This window comes from Verrucomicrobiales bacterium (assembly GCA_016793885.1).
Taxonomy (GTDB): Bacteria; Verrucomicrobiota; Verrucomicrobiia; order Limisphaerales; family UBA11320; genus UBA11320.
The window spans coordinates 1-14,126 of record JAEUHE010000209.1 but is presented as its reverse complement, the minus strand read 5'-3'; the positions used below and the strand labels follow the sequence as shown (position 1 = coordinate 14,126).

General features: G+C 61.1%; 10 protein-coding genes. 4 read left to right on the top strand and 6 right to left on the bottom strand.

Annotation, left to right across the window (positions count from 1 at the left end; genetic code table 11):
• Positions 1-3: 3 nt before the first annotated feature.
• A complete protein-coding gene (locus tag JNN07_23960) occupies positions 4-1,326 on the bottom strand; it encodes an ISL3 family transposase (protein ID MBL9170809.1) in 1,323 nt (440 codons plus the stop codon).
• A gap of 371 nt (positions 1,327-1,697) precedes the next feature.
• On the opposite strand from JNN07_23960, the gene JNN07_23955 reads away from it, so the two are divergent.
• Positions 1,698-2,693 (top strand): hypothetical protein, encoded by a 996-nt coding sequence (locus tag JNN07_23955; GenBank protein MBL9170808.1) that lies wholly within the window; start codon positions 1,698-1,700, stop codon positions 2,691-2,693.
• A 14-nt stretch (positions 2,694-2,707) separates the two neighbouring features.
• Here the strand turns inward: JNN07_23955 and JNN07_23950 are convergent, their stop codons facing one another.
• From JNN07_23950 to JNN07_23940, 3 genes are read right to left on the bottom strand one after another with little or no spacing between them, the layout of a single operon-like run.
• Positions 2,708-3,811: a patatin-like phospholipase family protein gene (locus JNN07_23950; protein MBL9170807.1), complete on the bottom strand. Its 1,104-nt coding sequence runs from the start codon at positions 3,809-3,811 to the stop codon at positions 2,708-2,710.
• Complete coding sequence (locus tag JNN07_23945) at positions 3,808-6,093, bottom strand: ThiF family adenylyltransferase (protein MBL9170806.1); 2,286 nt, start codon at positions 6,091-6,093, stop codon at positions 3,808-3,810. Before JNN07_23945 ends, JNN07_23950 begins: the two co-directional genes overlap by 4 nt.
• A gap of 1 nt (position 6,094) precedes the next feature.
• Positions 6,095-7,282, bottom strand: coding sequence for a hypothetical protein (locus tag JNN07_23940; GenBank protein MBL9170805.1), 1,188 nt, complete (start codon positions 7,280-7,282; stop codon positions 6,095-6,097).
• Between the two features lie 961 nt (positions 7,283-8,243).
• Between JNN07_23940 and JNN07_23935 the strand changes: the two genes are divergently transcribed.
• Positions 8,244-8,918 (top strand): sigma-70 family RNA polymerase sigma factor, encoded by a 675-nt coding sequence (locus JNN07_23935; GenBank protein ID MBL9170804.1) that lies wholly within the window; start codon positions 8,244-8,246, stop codon positions 8,916-8,918.
• A gap of 236 nt (positions 8,919-9,154) precedes the next feature.
• Complete coding sequence (locus JNN07_23930; GenBank protein MBL9170803.1) at positions 9,155-12,637, top strand: protein kinase; 3,483 nt, start codon at positions 9,155-9,157, stop codon at positions 12,635-12,637.
• Positions 12,638-13,052: 415 nt separating this feature from the next.
• On the opposite strand, the gene JNN07_23925 is transcribed toward JNN07_23930, so the two are convergent.
• Both JNN07_23925 and JNN07_23920 read right to left on the bottom strand, forming a co-directional pair.
• A complete protein-coding gene (locus tag JNN07_23925) occupies positions 13,053-13,379 on the bottom strand; it encodes a type II toxin-antitoxin system PemK/MazF family toxin (GenBank protein ID MBL9170802.1) in 327 nt (108 codons plus the stop codon).
• Positions 13,376-13,615: a type II toxin-antitoxin system ParD family antitoxin gene (locus JNN07_23920; GenBank protein MBL9170801.1), complete on the bottom strand. Its 240-nt coding sequence runs from the start codon at positions 13,613-13,615 to the stop codon at positions 13,376-13,378. The genes JNN07_23925 and JNN07_23920 overlap by 4 nt, the downstream gene beginning before the upstream one ends.
• A 107-nt stretch (positions 13,616-13,722) precedes the next feature.
• Between JNN07_23920 and JNN07_23915 the strand changes: the two genes are divergently transcribed.
• The coding region (locus JNN07_23915) for an aldehyde dehydrogenase family protein (protein MBL9170800.1) at positions 13,723-14,126 on the top strand (404 nt) is incomplete at its 3' end.

Sequence of the window (14,126 nt, the reverse complement as noted above, 5' to 3'; positions counted from 1 at the left end):
GCCTCAATGTGAGTTTGTGTGGGTAGAGGGGGTTGGACTCGGGAGATCGAAGGTGAGGTTGGAGGCGACGAGGTAGATCATGGCGACAATGTATTCGACGGTACGGAAGCCGCGGGATTTGCGCTTCACGGTCTGGATGATGCCGTTGAGCGCTTCGGCGGCACCGTTGGTGAGGCGGGTCTTCAGGTATGCCACCACGCCGTCCCAATGGTTCCGGATCGTTTTGGCCGCCCGCTTCATCTCCGGGATTTTCGAACGCCCAACCCACCCGCACCACCATTGGAGATCCCGCTCGGCAACCGCGGCGTCCGGTTCCCTCATGATCTGGCGTAGGGCATCCAGATGATTGAAGGCCTTTCCGGTTTGGAGCTTGCCTGCGCACACCCGGCGCCGGGTGGCACGTTCCTCCTCACTGAGGCGATCCTCTCCCTTGAGCATCGCCCAACGCACTCCCTTAAGTTCTTCGGGAAACTCCCGACGTTCGCGTCGCCGGACTTGATCCAGGGCGGTGCTGACCAACTGCACCACGTGGAAGTAGTCAAAGACCAACAAGGCCCCGGCGAACTGCTCCGAGATCCCTTTGATGTACGCCGGGCTCATGTCCGAGCAGATCGTCCGGATTTGGTCGGGCGACAGACCCCGACGGCGCAGATGGTCCGCGAATTTTCCCAAGGTCTGGGAATCTCGCCCCTCAACGGCGAGCAGGACCCGGCTGGGACGCCCGTCCTGCTTGGGTTCGCTGATGATCGTCAGGTAGTTCTGTCCCCGTGCGCGGCAAACCTCGTCGACGCTGATCACCTTCACCGAACCCAACTCCAATTGCTGGTGGGCGCGTTCCACGTGGTGGAGCAGGACGGTCCAGACTCGCTGCGGGTATTCTCCGATGACCCGGGCCACCTCGGCGGCGGTCATGCCACTCTGGGCCAGGAGCACGATCATCGATTCCAGGAACAGGGAGAACCCGCTCTGGGGCCGGGCCCAGGGCACTTCGACGCGTTTGACACCCCCTGCTGGTCCTCCGTCGACCCGCGGCACGTGCGCGTTCACGTAGCACTCGAACTGGAAGAAGTTGAGGTGTCGCCAGGAGCGTGGCTCGCTGTCGTACACCGAGCAGGGTTGGCCGGTCTCCGGATGGGGGAAACGGCTTCCAGGAGGGAAATCCAGGTCGATGTTGAGCCGCTTGAGATCCTTGTCGAAGCGCACCTCGGTGACCTTCCACGGAGTCCCGGCAATCCCCAGGGCGATGGCGAACACGTCCTTCTGATCCATGGCGCCAAAGGTTGCGGGAGACCCGCCGAAATCTCCAGCAGCCACCTCATCAAACATGTTTCGTCGCCAGCGCCGGGTGACCCACTGGAGAAGCCCCTCAAAGGGCAGTGCCCAGGGGCTTCTCCAGTGGGCCACCCGGGGCGGAACCTCGCCTCGAAGCTACGAACGGCCGAAGGAAACCGCCTCCTTACACCCACACAAATCCATCCGGAGCCCAAATTCGACTCGCCGTACTGCGCTTGCGCGTGACAGCCAATACGGATTCATTTGGCTTTGCCAAAGGTGCGTTTGCCCCTCAAAAGCAAGGTGCAGACGAACCAGACGTTGAGGACTGGTTCGTCCTAACCTTGGGGTGGCCTATCACTCGCACTCCGTCGGACGTCAGGCTCTATCGTCACCTGCACAGTCCTGGCCAATCGCGTCGCCTGGTGTCGCTCGTCAAAGCACCGCCTGCAACGGCGAGCAGATTGCGCAAGGAGGCGATGCCAGACGAGAAAGATTTCCCATCCGCGACCGAGTCAGAAATCAAAGCTGCCCTCAAAGCAATGGCCGGCACCGCCATCGATCACGTCGTGGTCTATGATGTGGGACAGGGCGCGGCCGTTGGGCTGTGCGACGCAGCTGGTGCGGTACTTTTGTACAATGATTTCGGCGGTGGCGTCCTCGGAAACACGCGCACCTATCCCAGTGGGCTGAAGCAATTCTGCTTCAATCACGCGCCGCCGATCATTCTCTCACATTGGGATTGGGATCATTGGAAATCGGAGAACGTGGATACGCGCGCCCAGTCCCGCGTGTGGCTCGCACCGCAGCAGAAGGTCGGCAGTGTTCACACTACGTTTATGCACCGTATCAAGGCCGCCGGCGGCTCGCTTGTCCTCTGGCCCGCAGCACCGGCTGCACCCACAAGCGTTTCAGTGGGTCCATTGCAAATCGAACGATGCACAGGCGCGAACCGCAACAATTCGGGACTGGCCTTGATTCTACACGAAAAGACCGATGCGACAGGTGTGAAGATGCTATTCCCAGGTGATGCACGTTACGACTTTATTCCTAGCCACAAGGGTAGCTTCGCTTCTTTGATGGTGCCCCACCATGGCGGCGACATGGGCCGGCGATGGGCACCTGCTAAGCCTTCCAGTGGCCATACACGAGCAGTCTACTCCTTCGGACGTCGCAATACATTTGGCCATCCACGAAGGGTGACGCGCCAAGATCACGACAGCGCGGGTTGGGACGATGCGGATCTTCACGGAAGGATCAGCCCAAACGATGTACGGAAAACAACTGTGCGATTGAAGGCCGGTGGCCTCGGGCACGTGCAACTCACTTGGACAACGAGCCACTCCTTGCTGGGCAAGGCGTGCAATGCGATGCCATGTGGAACTCATCCCGTCTGCCAGCTCGAACCGCATCAATCCTAAATCAAAACTTGCAGTCAACCTAGCAGCTCGGGGAGGTATGCCGACACCAGAATCCGGGTCAACTGCTCCCCACGACTTGATAGTGCATCGATCCACTCGTCCGACATAGCTGCAAAGTCGGTCGGATATTCGATGACTTTCTCCCGCGGCACAAGCACCGAAGGCCTCCACGGTAGCGAAGAATCCTGCTGGCCGAGGTAGGGCATAGCGAATCCGCGCAGTCGGCCCGTCTCCTTAAGGCTGTGCAGATGATGCATCGCTGTGTCCTGGACCCGTCGGTGCACCACCTCAAATCCCCGTTTTAGTCGCATCCCAAAGCCGAGCGGTACTCCCAGACCAGCTTCTTGGCCCTGCCCGGCGTTGCAAGAAATTATGTAGTCGCAGGGAAACGTATGCAGGCTGACCCTCGGGTCGCGTCCCGGTTCCAGCACTTGAACTCCAAGGTTATCATACACGCCACCATCGGTAAGCAGCACGCGGGTCGAATTCTGGACGCCCCCTTTCCGAAACAGGAGTGTCTTGTCAAATGCCGGCAACAATATGGGATAAGCTGCCGAGGCGGCTACCGCGAGGGAAAGTGGAGTGTCGTTTTCAACCATTTCCCCATGACGCCAGTTCCCTGACTTTCCGTTACCAAATCGAAAGGCGGTCCCCGTACGCAGCTCACACGCTCCGATGACGACCTCCAGTGCATTCCGGCGGGGCGACGAGAGGCTCAAGTTGGGGTAGACGTTCTTCCTTAACACGTTCTCGAAGGCGTGAGTACGGGACCAAAATCGTGTTAGCCGCGGCTCCCGTTTGGTGAAGTATCCGATCCAGTCCTGGGCGTGAGCGCAAATACCCACACCCAATCCAATCACCAAATTCCGAGGTTTCAGTAGTTCCAGCGCTATCTGGCTGTGAAATCCCGCCCGGAGAAAAACGCGAATCTTGGCCTCAAACTCCTCAAAGGATACCCCCGGGGAATAGGCGTAGTACGCTCCGATCACGGACCCACCAGATATCGTTGAAAGCACTCCGACCCTCTCAAGCAATTCGAGATCGTCTAAAGCACGGAGACAGCCGAGGTGAAAAGCCATCGCACGAGAGCCCCCACCCGATAGGGCAAGGCCGATCATACGATGGGTGCCCTCAAGGTGACTTGGCTGGAGCCTACCTCCACGTAGTCGCGGGTTTCCGTCAGCGCGCGGCTCTCGTATACATATATGCCAGCGGTCGGCACCGATCCGCTGCGACCGTAAATGAGCATCAACGCCCGCCTCTGATTATCCCCCATGGCCGATACCAGTTTTGCCATTCCTTGGATATCGGTTCCGCTTTGATGTGACACCATATCGGGATGAGTGTGCCAAAACCCGATGAAGCCGGATGTGCCGTGGCTCATGGCAAGCCGACGATTGTGCTCGAGCGTTGTACCTGCCACACCGCATCGAAAGTGCCCCGGATCGTGTTGACTGTCCGAGGGAGGCCCAGAGATGTCGAAAATCCAAATCACCCCTACCGCATCGTCCCACAGTCCCCATAGGATACCGCCGGTTTCATGCGCGGGCGTGCGCAATCGGTTGTTCTGACGCACCCAGGCGCGGGCTTCGCGGCCCAGCTTTCTGGCGATACGTACCCGGTAGATCCCAACAACAAATTCATCCACCTCATCTAAAGTTACGACCTCAATGCCAGGCCGTTTTGATGCCGGGGAACCGAAGGCCATGGCCACCCCATTTCCGGTACTCAGCCCATGCGCGCAAGCGAGATTCAGCGAGCTGGCAGCAATAATGGAGGCGTCGGCCGTCGAACCGGAAAAAGTTGGATCTGAGCAGCCTGGTTCGGGTTGAAACAGTGCTCGATTGGCCTCCGGGTCGTAGAATGCCTCGGAGAATTCCGCTCGGCTACCACTGGGTGTCAATCGGTACTTTAAGCGCACATAAGCGTCCCACGGCCCGAGGCTTGAGTTGCGCGGCACTACTGCACACAGCCCGTACTGTGCCGTCGCATCTGTGACCATCGAGACCAGCGGAGGGGTCTGGCCTCCGAGTACGCGCCAATCACGCTCCCACTTCATTTGAGTGAGGTGCGACGCGGTGCAATCGAGCACGACATCGTAAGCCGTGAACCGCGCAGGATCGCAAGTGACGAAACCATGCGCGTCCTCGTGGAAAGTCCGCACGAGCAGGCCCGGCGCTCCGACGGCTCGGAGGCGGCCAGCAAGCGCCGTCGCCTTGCTGGCCCCGATGTCACCAAGGGAAAAATTCTGCCGTGCGAGTAACCCCGGCTGGACGATCCCATTGTCCACCAAGTCCACTACAGCCGCGCCCGCACGAGCAATCAACTCCGCCGCCCAAGAGCCGAGCGCGCCACAGCCGAGAACAAGGGCGCGCTTGCCAAGGAACCATGCGAGCTTGCTCGCTGCGTCGCGCCTCACCACGATTTCCTTCCTATCCTCCATAACGCGGCACCAGCTAATCTTCGTAGCCTCGAAGAGTTCGAATAATACATCCGCCATCTTCTGACGCAATTCCCGCAACCTCTCAGTGTCGCCATCTTCGTCCAGCACGGTCCGGAGGTCCCCAGCCGCGGTCGCATCAGCACACCACACGGCGATGTGCAGCCGCGGTGTCCCATCGACCGCCCGGCGCATCGGCAATCCGATCACCAGATAGACCGGTTCGCCCTCAGGCGACACCAAGGCGGCCATCCCTAGATGCCAAAGAATGCTGGCACGGCTAAAGCCTTGCTTGACCAGCGCCGAAAACAGCCCTCCTCCATGGGTGGGGAACTCCATCGGCAAGGCGTCGGGTAGCATGATCGCCAACGCAATACGTTGCCCATCCGGCAATCCCTCGAACGTGCCCCGCCAGCCGACGACCTCCATGCGATTTGGGCACTCAGTCAACTCGGCAAACCCGAGCCAGCTTTGCCCAACTGGAACCGGAACGTTCGCCCGGATGACGAAGGTCACCTGCGAGAAATCGGTGGCATGGTGAGGCGGCTCCAGAGGACCATCGACCGGGTCCATATCGTTGATCGCTGCTCGGTCGAGCCAGAGCTTTAGCCGGTCAAAAAATCCGTAGAGCCCGTCGGCAGGATTCCATTCCAAACTCGTCTGATACAGGCAAATCACCTTTGCCCACACGACATGGGGGAAGCGCGCAAAGCGCTGATGGCGCACCATCAAGACCGGCTGGTCGAAGGGGAAGCCGCTCGGAACGAGGAGAACGAACTCTTCGCGCTCGCGAAACTGGAGCCCTCCGACGCGGGTCTCCATGAGCCCGATCCGGATGGAGATCCCTACGACCAAAGGCTTCGATTCCTCCACCGCGTCGTGAGTGAAGTTGAAGCAACCGTCGCTAACCTCTCGCAACCGCTCCAACTCGCGGATAGCCCGTTGCTGGCCTTGCGTCATGCTATTTGTCACCGAATGCGGTGTGAACCGCAGGAGGCTGAGTCGCACCCCGAGCTGAGGCTACTGCCCGCCCAAGAGCCGCCGCTCCAGTCGCCTTCGTGCGCTTGTCATCAAGCTTGCATCCAAGCTCGTCGACCGTGAACACCAAGGGTGCCGGACTCTTCTTACTCGGGTACTCATGCGTGCAAATGAAGTGCCCAGCCTTCACAACAGCTTCGTAAGCTTCGCGCGCCTTAAGGTGAGGCGGAAGGTCTCCATGGCCATCGGTGAAGTCCGAATGCGCGCTGGCAACGATGTATCCGGAGTCTGGGCGGGCATACTTCTCGAAGAAATCCATGATATCTTGCTTGAAGTTCTCGTCGTCCCGTCCCTCGTCCCTCCAGTACATCACGGCCTTGGAGCAGTGGTGAGAGGAGAGCATCACGTCCCAGTAGAGGTATGGCACATTGTCGGGATGGGCCTCCGTCTCCTCAAAGATGCGCTTGATAGTCGGATACTCCCGGTCGCCGAAGAAGAAGAACTGGCCACATTTCTCCCCATCGAACAACGCGATGTTGAGCGCGAGGCTGGTGTTGTTCTTGTTCGCCGCCTGGTCATCCGTGAATGGAGCGTGGATAAACGCGCAGAAATCCTGCGGGTAAGATACCCCATCAATTACGCGGACCATTTCGCCGGGTCGTGACTTGAACTCCGGCGGGATATCCTTGTATTTGTCCTCAGACAGAAGGTCGTCGTGACCGATAATCCGCAGACGGTTCCCTGACTGGACGTTGGTGGGGTTTGCAAGAATTGCCTTGCGGCGCCGATGTGCTTCGGTTCGAAACGCCTTGGCGTCCTCGCAGAGCGTCTCTTCATTGTCCTGATCGCGGAATATCTTCGGGGTATGCCAAATCTCGCCGATATCCACCCGCCGATTCAGCTCGGCGAAGCCCTGAACGTGGTCTCGGTCGGGATGGGTCAGGATGAACAGCGAGAGATACGGCCGACCGTTGCGCTTCGGCAGCGTTTTCACAAGGTGGTCGATGATCGGCCACTCGGGCTCCTCGGGGTCATCGGCCTTCGCTAGATGGCGGATATCGATCTGCACGATGATGCTGCCCGGTTTCACGATCAACGTGGTTGAATCGCCAGTACCTACGTCCCAATAAAGCGCAGCTTTCTTGGACGGAAGTTTGAACTCGTCGCTCATTACGGAATTGGGTTAGTTCTTGGGTAGGTTTGGGAGCACTTCAGCGGGAAACACCTCGATGTCGTGCCTCGACGCCGCTCACGGGAACTGCACGACAATCCAAGTCACCGGGCAATCACCGATCAAACGCACCGAGACCGGGTCGCACGGTGCATGCCAACGTTCAAATGTTTCGTAATGACCTGATTAGAAATGATTTAAGTAGAATTAATCGGATCAGAGTGGGACTGAATTGAGTCAAGGTGACTCAATAGTATTTCCGCATACCACCGGTGGTGGCACAAACCAAACTACCCCACAATATGTTGCGATATCCGATTCGTTAAACAGTGAAGCATGGCAACACGTCGTTCGCTTGTTCATCGGTGTAACGCGGACTGGCGGGGAAAGGGAGGGGTTCACGCAAGGTTTGCCTGCCCATTGAATTCGTGAACTTTGAGAAGAGCAGCGAATCGCCAGCGTACGCCCCTCATAGTTGCAAAATGTGGACACCAAAATGGACACCCAACCGATAGCCCCGGGTTATCCCGGATACGCGGAGTGTAGGCTTGAATCCCCCAACAGATCGGTCATATTCACCTGGGCACAAGACAGTTAGGAGTCCGAACCCGACCACCGGCTCCAGTTCCCGACGGTCCCGATCACGGCGGCTTCTGAATCGCCGGATCCGTAACGGACACCAAAACGGACACCAAAAACACCGCTCCGCCACTACGTCAGAAGGCGGAGGCGAGCCCTGTCACCGCTCGCTCACGGTTCGGGTTTCGGCCGAGTTACGATGCGTTCTGGAAAGGCGAGCGATCGGTTGCCTTGGGAAACCGTTCCTTCGAGGAGCCGTTCATGAACCCGGTGCCGGTCGATGGACGCCACTGTCGCCTCCACGACCCGCCTGCGGGGACTGTCGTAGGTTCCCGTCCGATCCATTTCAGCCCGTGCCCCCCGTGATCCCCGCGATCTCCGGATGGGAGCGGCGTTGCGGTGGACATGGATCCGCCTCGCCACCGCGCTGGTGTTGGATCAGGCTCCCCGCGTGCCCGCCGGCATTTCCCAGCGAATCGGTGTCATGGATTCCAGCGACCCCAAAGCCGCCGAGGATCTGTTGCCGCTGGTATATCAGGAATTGCGCCGGATGGCGGCACAGCGGCTGGCAGGCGAGCAACGTCAACACACCCTGCAGCCCACCGCCCTGGTCCACGAGGCCTGGCTGAGGATGTGCGGATCGGAACAGCGTCAGTGGAACGATCGGCAGCATTTCTTCGCATCCGCCGTCGAGGCGATGCGCCGGATTCTTGTCGACGCAGCGCGGCGGCGATTGGCTGCGAAACGGGGCGGCGGCGCGGATCGCGTCGATGCGGACGAACTGGAGATGGCCGCCCCGGCACCGGACGAACAACTGCTCGTCGTGAATGAAGCCCTGGAAAAGTTTGCCCGGGTCGACGCCCGGAAGGCCGAACTGGTCAAGTTGCGCTATTTCGCCGGAATGAGTTTCGAGGATGCGGCGACCACGCTCGGCATTGCCGTCCCGACCGCGAAACAATGGTGGGCCTATGCCCGGGCATGGCTGCGCGTGGAGATGGCCCGGGCGAATCAGGAGGCGCAACCGGCCGCAAGGAGCCGCGAGCAGCTCATGGAGTGACTGGATCGTCCCCCAGGCGATGCGGTGTCGTCGTCATCGCGCGGACCGGGAGCAGCCTTCCGCAGAATTGCATGGCCGTCGATCCAAGGAAGGGACACCTCCAGAAACGGCCGATTCAGGAAAAGGGGGGGTGGCCGTCCCCGATCAGGAAGAATCTTCAATTTTCCCCCATACCTTTTGCCGATGAAATGCGCTTCCCAGGGTGAATGCAGGTTCGTACCGACCCCGCGACGGCGATGAATGCGAATACGGATCGTGAAACGGAAATCTTCGAGGAGGCTGTCCAACGCGAAGGAAGGGAGCGTGCCGCCTATCTCGATGGCGCGTGCCAGGGCGACCCCGATCTGCGGCGGCGTATGGACGAATTGCTGGCGGCGCATGAGGCTCCCGGCGAAACCCTGAACACCACCATTCTCGCGGCAGGTGGCCAGCCAGGATTCACCCCTTTCGAACCACCCGACGAGTCCGTGGGACAGACGCTGGGGCGCTACAAGCTGCTCGAGCGGATTGGCGAAGGTGGGTGCGGCGTGGTGTATGTCGCCGAGCAGACCGAACCGGTGCGGCGACGGGTGGCGCTCAAGGTCATCAAGCTGGGTATGGACACCCAGCAAGTGGTCGCCCGCTTCGAGGCCGAGCGCCAGGCGCTGGCCATGATGGACCATCCCAATATCGCCAAGGTGCTCGATGCCGGCACCACCGAGCTGGGGCGCCCGTACTTCGTCATGGAACTGGTCCGGGGCGTCCGCATCACCGACTTCTGCGACCAGGCCAACCTCAGCACCAAGGACCGGTTGGAACTGTTCATCAAGGTCTGCCAGGCCATCCAGCATGCCCATCAGAAGGGCATCATCCACCGCGACATCAAGCCGTCGAACATCCTGGTCACGCTCCATGACGGAGTGCCCGTGCCCAAGGTCATCGACTTCGGCATCGCCAAGGCCACCGAGGGCAAGCTGACCGACGCCACGGTCTATACCCAGTTACACCAGTTCATCGGCACGCCGGCGTACATGAGTCCGGAGCAGGCGGAGATGAGCGGACTGGACATCGACACGCGCAGCGACATCTACAGCCTGGGAGTGCTGCTCTACGAACTGCTGGCGGGCAGCCCCCCGTTCGATCCCCGGGAGCTGATGTCGCAGGGTATTGATGCGATGCGCCGGACGATCCGCGAGAAGGAACCGCAACGCCCGAGCACGCGTCTGGCGACCCTGGGAGGAGACCAGCTCACCACCGCGGCCCGACGTCGTTCCGCCGACACCGCAAAGCTGCTGCACCAACTCCAGGGTGACCTGGACTGGATCGTGATGAAGTGCCTGGAGAAGGACCGCCAGCGCCGTTACGACACGGCCAACGGGTTGGCGGCGGAGATCCGGCGATATCTGGACAACGAGCCGGTGACGGCGCGCCCGCCGTCTACCGTCTACCGCTTCCAGAAGGCGTTTCGACGGAACAAGGTTGCGTTTGCCGCGGCGACCGCCGTCACCGCTGCCCTGTTGCTGGGAGTGGTCGTCAGCACCTGGCAGGCGGTGCGGGCGACCCGGGCGAAGCAGCGGGCGTTGGAGGCCGAAGCCCACGCCACCGAGCAGCGGGACAAGGCGAACGCCAGTGAAGACAAGGCGCTGCTCGCACAGGCTGGCGAAAGCAGACTGCGCAAGCAGGCGGAGGCTTCCGAACTTGCCGCGCGCCAGCGGGCGTACGCCTCCGACATGAACGTGGCCCGCCACGCCCTTGCCGAAAACAACCTGGGCCGTGCGCTGGACCTGTTGAATCGACAGCGCCCACAACCCGGCCAGAGGGACCTGCGGGGTTGGGAATGGCGTTATCTCTGGAAACAAACCCGCAGCGATGCCGTGTTCACGCTGTGCCAGGAGCCCGCCGGAGTCGCTTCGCTGGCCGCCTCGCCCGACGGGCACTGGTTGGCCGTGGGTTCGCATCATCCATTCGGGCTGAAGGTATGGGATTTGCGGACACGGCAGGAGCTTTTCCGTCTGGCGAAGAACGAAGCCTACGTTCGCGCGGCGTTCTCCCCCGTCGAACCGATACTGGCCTTCACGGGTACGTCCTACCTGGTTGACAACCAGCAACGGTTCACGCTGCGGCTATGGAACTACGCGACGCAAGGGATGGTGGCTGAAGTCCCCCTGGACAACGACTGCCTCGGTCTCGCGTTTGCCCAGGATGGTCGCACCCTGGTGACCTCCACCGCTCAGGGACACATCACGCTCTGGCAGGTACCCACGGGGAGCAAGCTGGCCAGCTTTCCATCGGAACAAGCGGGAGGCAGCCTCACTCGCGGATTCGCCGCGGCACCCGACTTGAGTGTTGCGGCCTATGCGCTGTCCGGAGGACGGATTCGTGTCATGGATCTGCGCAGTGGAAATGAACTCTGGACCACCCGGGCTGCGAAGGAGTTTGTGACCACACTGGCGTTTTCGCCCGACGGCAAAACCCTCGCGTCCGGCGCCGGCTACACGGAATCGGAAATTCGCCTGTGGGAGGTCGCCACCGGAAAACAATTCGGGCAACTGGACGGCCACGGCTCCTGGGTGGGGAGTTTGGTGTTCTGGCCGGATGGCCGGAAACTAGCCTCCAGCAGCGCCGACCAATCCGTTCGCATCTGGGACGTCGCGAGCCATAGGGCGCTCGACGTCATGCGGGGTCACCGGTTGGAGGTGTGGCGTCTCACCCTGTTGCCCGACGGAAAGACGCTGGTGAGCGGAGGCAAGGACGGCACCGTCAACGTATGGGACACCTCGGTCACGCACGCCCGGCCGTCGCGGACCACGCTCCCGGCGACGCAGGTCGTCAACTCGACTTTCGCGGACGACAGCCGTTCGATTCTGACGCTGAACCGGGCCGGCGAGGTGACGCAGTGGGCGGGCGCCGATTATCAACTCGCGACGCCGCTGCTGGAACTAGGGGAGATGATCCTTACGTCCTGCTTTTCCGAGGATGGCCGTCGGCTGGCGGCCCACTGGACGAATGGGACGGTGCAGATTTGGGACCTGACCCAGCGGATCCTGCGGCATCGTTTCACCGCCGCGCCGGGAATGGTCTGGTCGAGGGCGTCGGGCCAGGAGGCATTTGTTCCCGGGGGCCAGAAGCTGGTCACCTGGTCCGCGCACAACAATCTGATGCACCAGTGGGATCTTACCAGTGGCGTGGACGAACAGTCGTGGCAGGCGCCGCTGGCCGCCAATTCGTTCGCGCTTTCACCGGACGGCCGGCAGTGCCTCGCCTTTGGCTGGGAGGGAAACTTCGTGCTTCGCAACCTGTTCGAGAGAAGTCAGCGCACTCTGGACTTGGACTTCCTCGAACCGGACATGGGCAGCTATTCGCCGGATGGGTCCCTTTTCGCCACGGCTAGCAGTCAGGGTTTCGGCAAAGTCTGGAACACTGAGACCTGGCAGCCGGTGGCGACACTGGGCGGCTTTCTCAAGGGCGCCCATGCCCTGGCCTTTTCAGCGGACGGCAAGCGACTGGCCATCAGCGGCGGTGATCACGAAGCGGTGAAACTCTGGGACACGGAAAGCTGGCAGGACGTGTTTACCCTGGAGGCCGATGGCACCGGCTACATGGGCGTTTGGTTTTCTCCCGATGGAAACTCGATCACCTGGGGAAACCAAAGTGGCGTGGTGCACTTCTGGCGAGCGCCGTCCTGGGAGGAAATCGCGGCAGCCGAGGCGAAAGAAAAGGCAGAAGGCAGACAGCCTTGACCTCCGCTCGCGAAAAAGCCCTGTTTGTGCTGGCGCTGGAGAAGGCACCTGGCGAGCGCGACCCGTTCCTCGACCGCGAGTGCGGCGGAGACAAGGCCCTCCGCGCCCGCCTCGACGCCCTGCTGGCCGCACACGATCAGCCCGAAACATTGCTGGCCACCGAAGCCCTCCACCTCCGCGACGACGCTTCGGCGAGACAAACTCGCCCCAGTCTGGACATCGAGTTCACCGCTGAACTACCCGACGAGGCGGTGGGCCAGACGCTCGGACAACGGCCGAGTGCTTCGCGAAGCGTCCGGGAGTGCGGTGGTCCTCCACTGCTTTTCCCATGCAGGTTGCGCGCGTCGGCACCGCAGAATCCCAACGGGATTCCGCTGGGGGAATCTCGCAAATCAGGGGTGATCCAATGGATCGCTCAAACCAACGTGAAACCGAAACAGGCATTGACGCGCTGGACCAAGGCGCGTCGCCGCACCGCGCCAACACTGCCCCGCCGGCGATACAACCGCTCCTTCTCCACCAGATACATCAGGTCGCACTTCACCAGCGTCTCCCAATCGAGGCCATCCGCGCCGTTGAGCATCACTTCGTTCTCGCGCGCCAAACGGCTCGCCTTCTGGCTGGTACCAATCAGCACATTGACCAGCGGCGCGCGGGCGACGCGGTCCGGATGGCTGACGATGATCGCCGGGTGCGGTCCGGCTTCGGCGAAGTCGCACGTCCAGATGTCCCACTGTTTCATTCGGCCTCGACCTTCAAGGTGGAAGCCTTGGCCGTGCGACGTTCAGCCCGGTTGTCGGCCTTGGAGTAGAGATGGCGCAACGAGCCGGGCGGAAAAGAACCCGCCGCCAGGGACTTTTCCTCGGCGTCCAGAATCCGCAGGCCGGCACGGACGACTTCGCTGGAGTTGTTGTAGCGCCCGCTGGCAACCAGGCGCGCGATCAGTTCTTCAAAGTGCTTGGTCAACGCGATGTTCATCGCAAACACTTTGGAATAGATGCTATCTATTGTCAAAAGTCAGCCTGAGACCAGCGGCACTTGAAACCACGAATCGGAGTGCCGCCACCCAGAGGTTTGAATCCGCGATGAAGTTGTCGCCCGACAATCTGGAGATTGGCTATTGGGTGGCCATCGAAGCGGCCGGAACCGCAAAGGATGCCCAGCGCGCCTGGGCCGCGTTTCCGCAGACGGCCCGCGGCGATGCCGTGACCTCGGCCACGGCCTTCGGCTCCTTTCTCCACCAGAGCCAGATCTGCTTTGCGATCAACCGCCATCTCGTCCACGAATTGATCGCAAACGCCTACGGCGAGAAGCTTGCGCAACGGGCTCGAAACCTCCACGTCGGTGCCCCCGGCAGGAGCCGGGTGCACCTGGGGCCGATCATCAATGAACAACAGGCGGCGAGAGCCGAACGAATCCTGAAAACCAGTGTCGACGCAGGAGCCCGGGTGACCGCCGGTGGCACCCGGGAGGTACGGTTCTTCCAACC

Bases quoted from the DNA above. Each gene is read 5' to 3' on its own strand.
- JNN07_23925 (MBL9170802.1), bottom strand. From the start codon at position 13,379: ATGAAACAGTGGGACATCTGGACGTGCGACTTCGCCGAAGCCGGACCG.
- JNN07_23930 (MBL9170803.1), top strand. From the start codon at position 9,155: ATGAATGCGAATACGGATCGTGAAACGGAAATCTTCGAGGAGGCTGTC.
- JNN07_23945 (MBL9170806.1), bottom strand. From the start codon at position 6,093: ATGACGCAAGGCCAGCAACGGGCTATCCGCGAGTTGGAGCGGTTGCGA.
- JNN07_23920 (MBL9170801.1), bottom strand. From the start codon at position 13,615: ATGAACATCGCGTTGACCAAGCACTTTGAAGAACTGATCGCGCGCCTG.
- JNN07_23935 (MBL9170804.1), top strand. From the start codon at position 8,244: ATGGGAGCGGCGTTGCGGTGGACATGGATCCGCCTCGCCACCGCGCTG.
- JNN07_23950 (MBL9170807.1), bottom strand. From the start codon at position 3,811: ATGATCGGCCTTGCCCTATCGGGTGGGGGCTCTCGTGCGATGGCTTTT.
- JNN07_23960 (MBL9170809.1), bottom strand. From the start codon at position 1,326: ATGTTTGATGAGGTGGCTGCTGGAGATTTCGGCGGGTCTCCCGCAACC.
- JNN07_23940 (MBL9170805.1), bottom strand. From the start codon at position 7,282: ATGAGCGACGAGTTCAAACTTCCGTCCAAGAAAGCTGCGCTTTATTGG.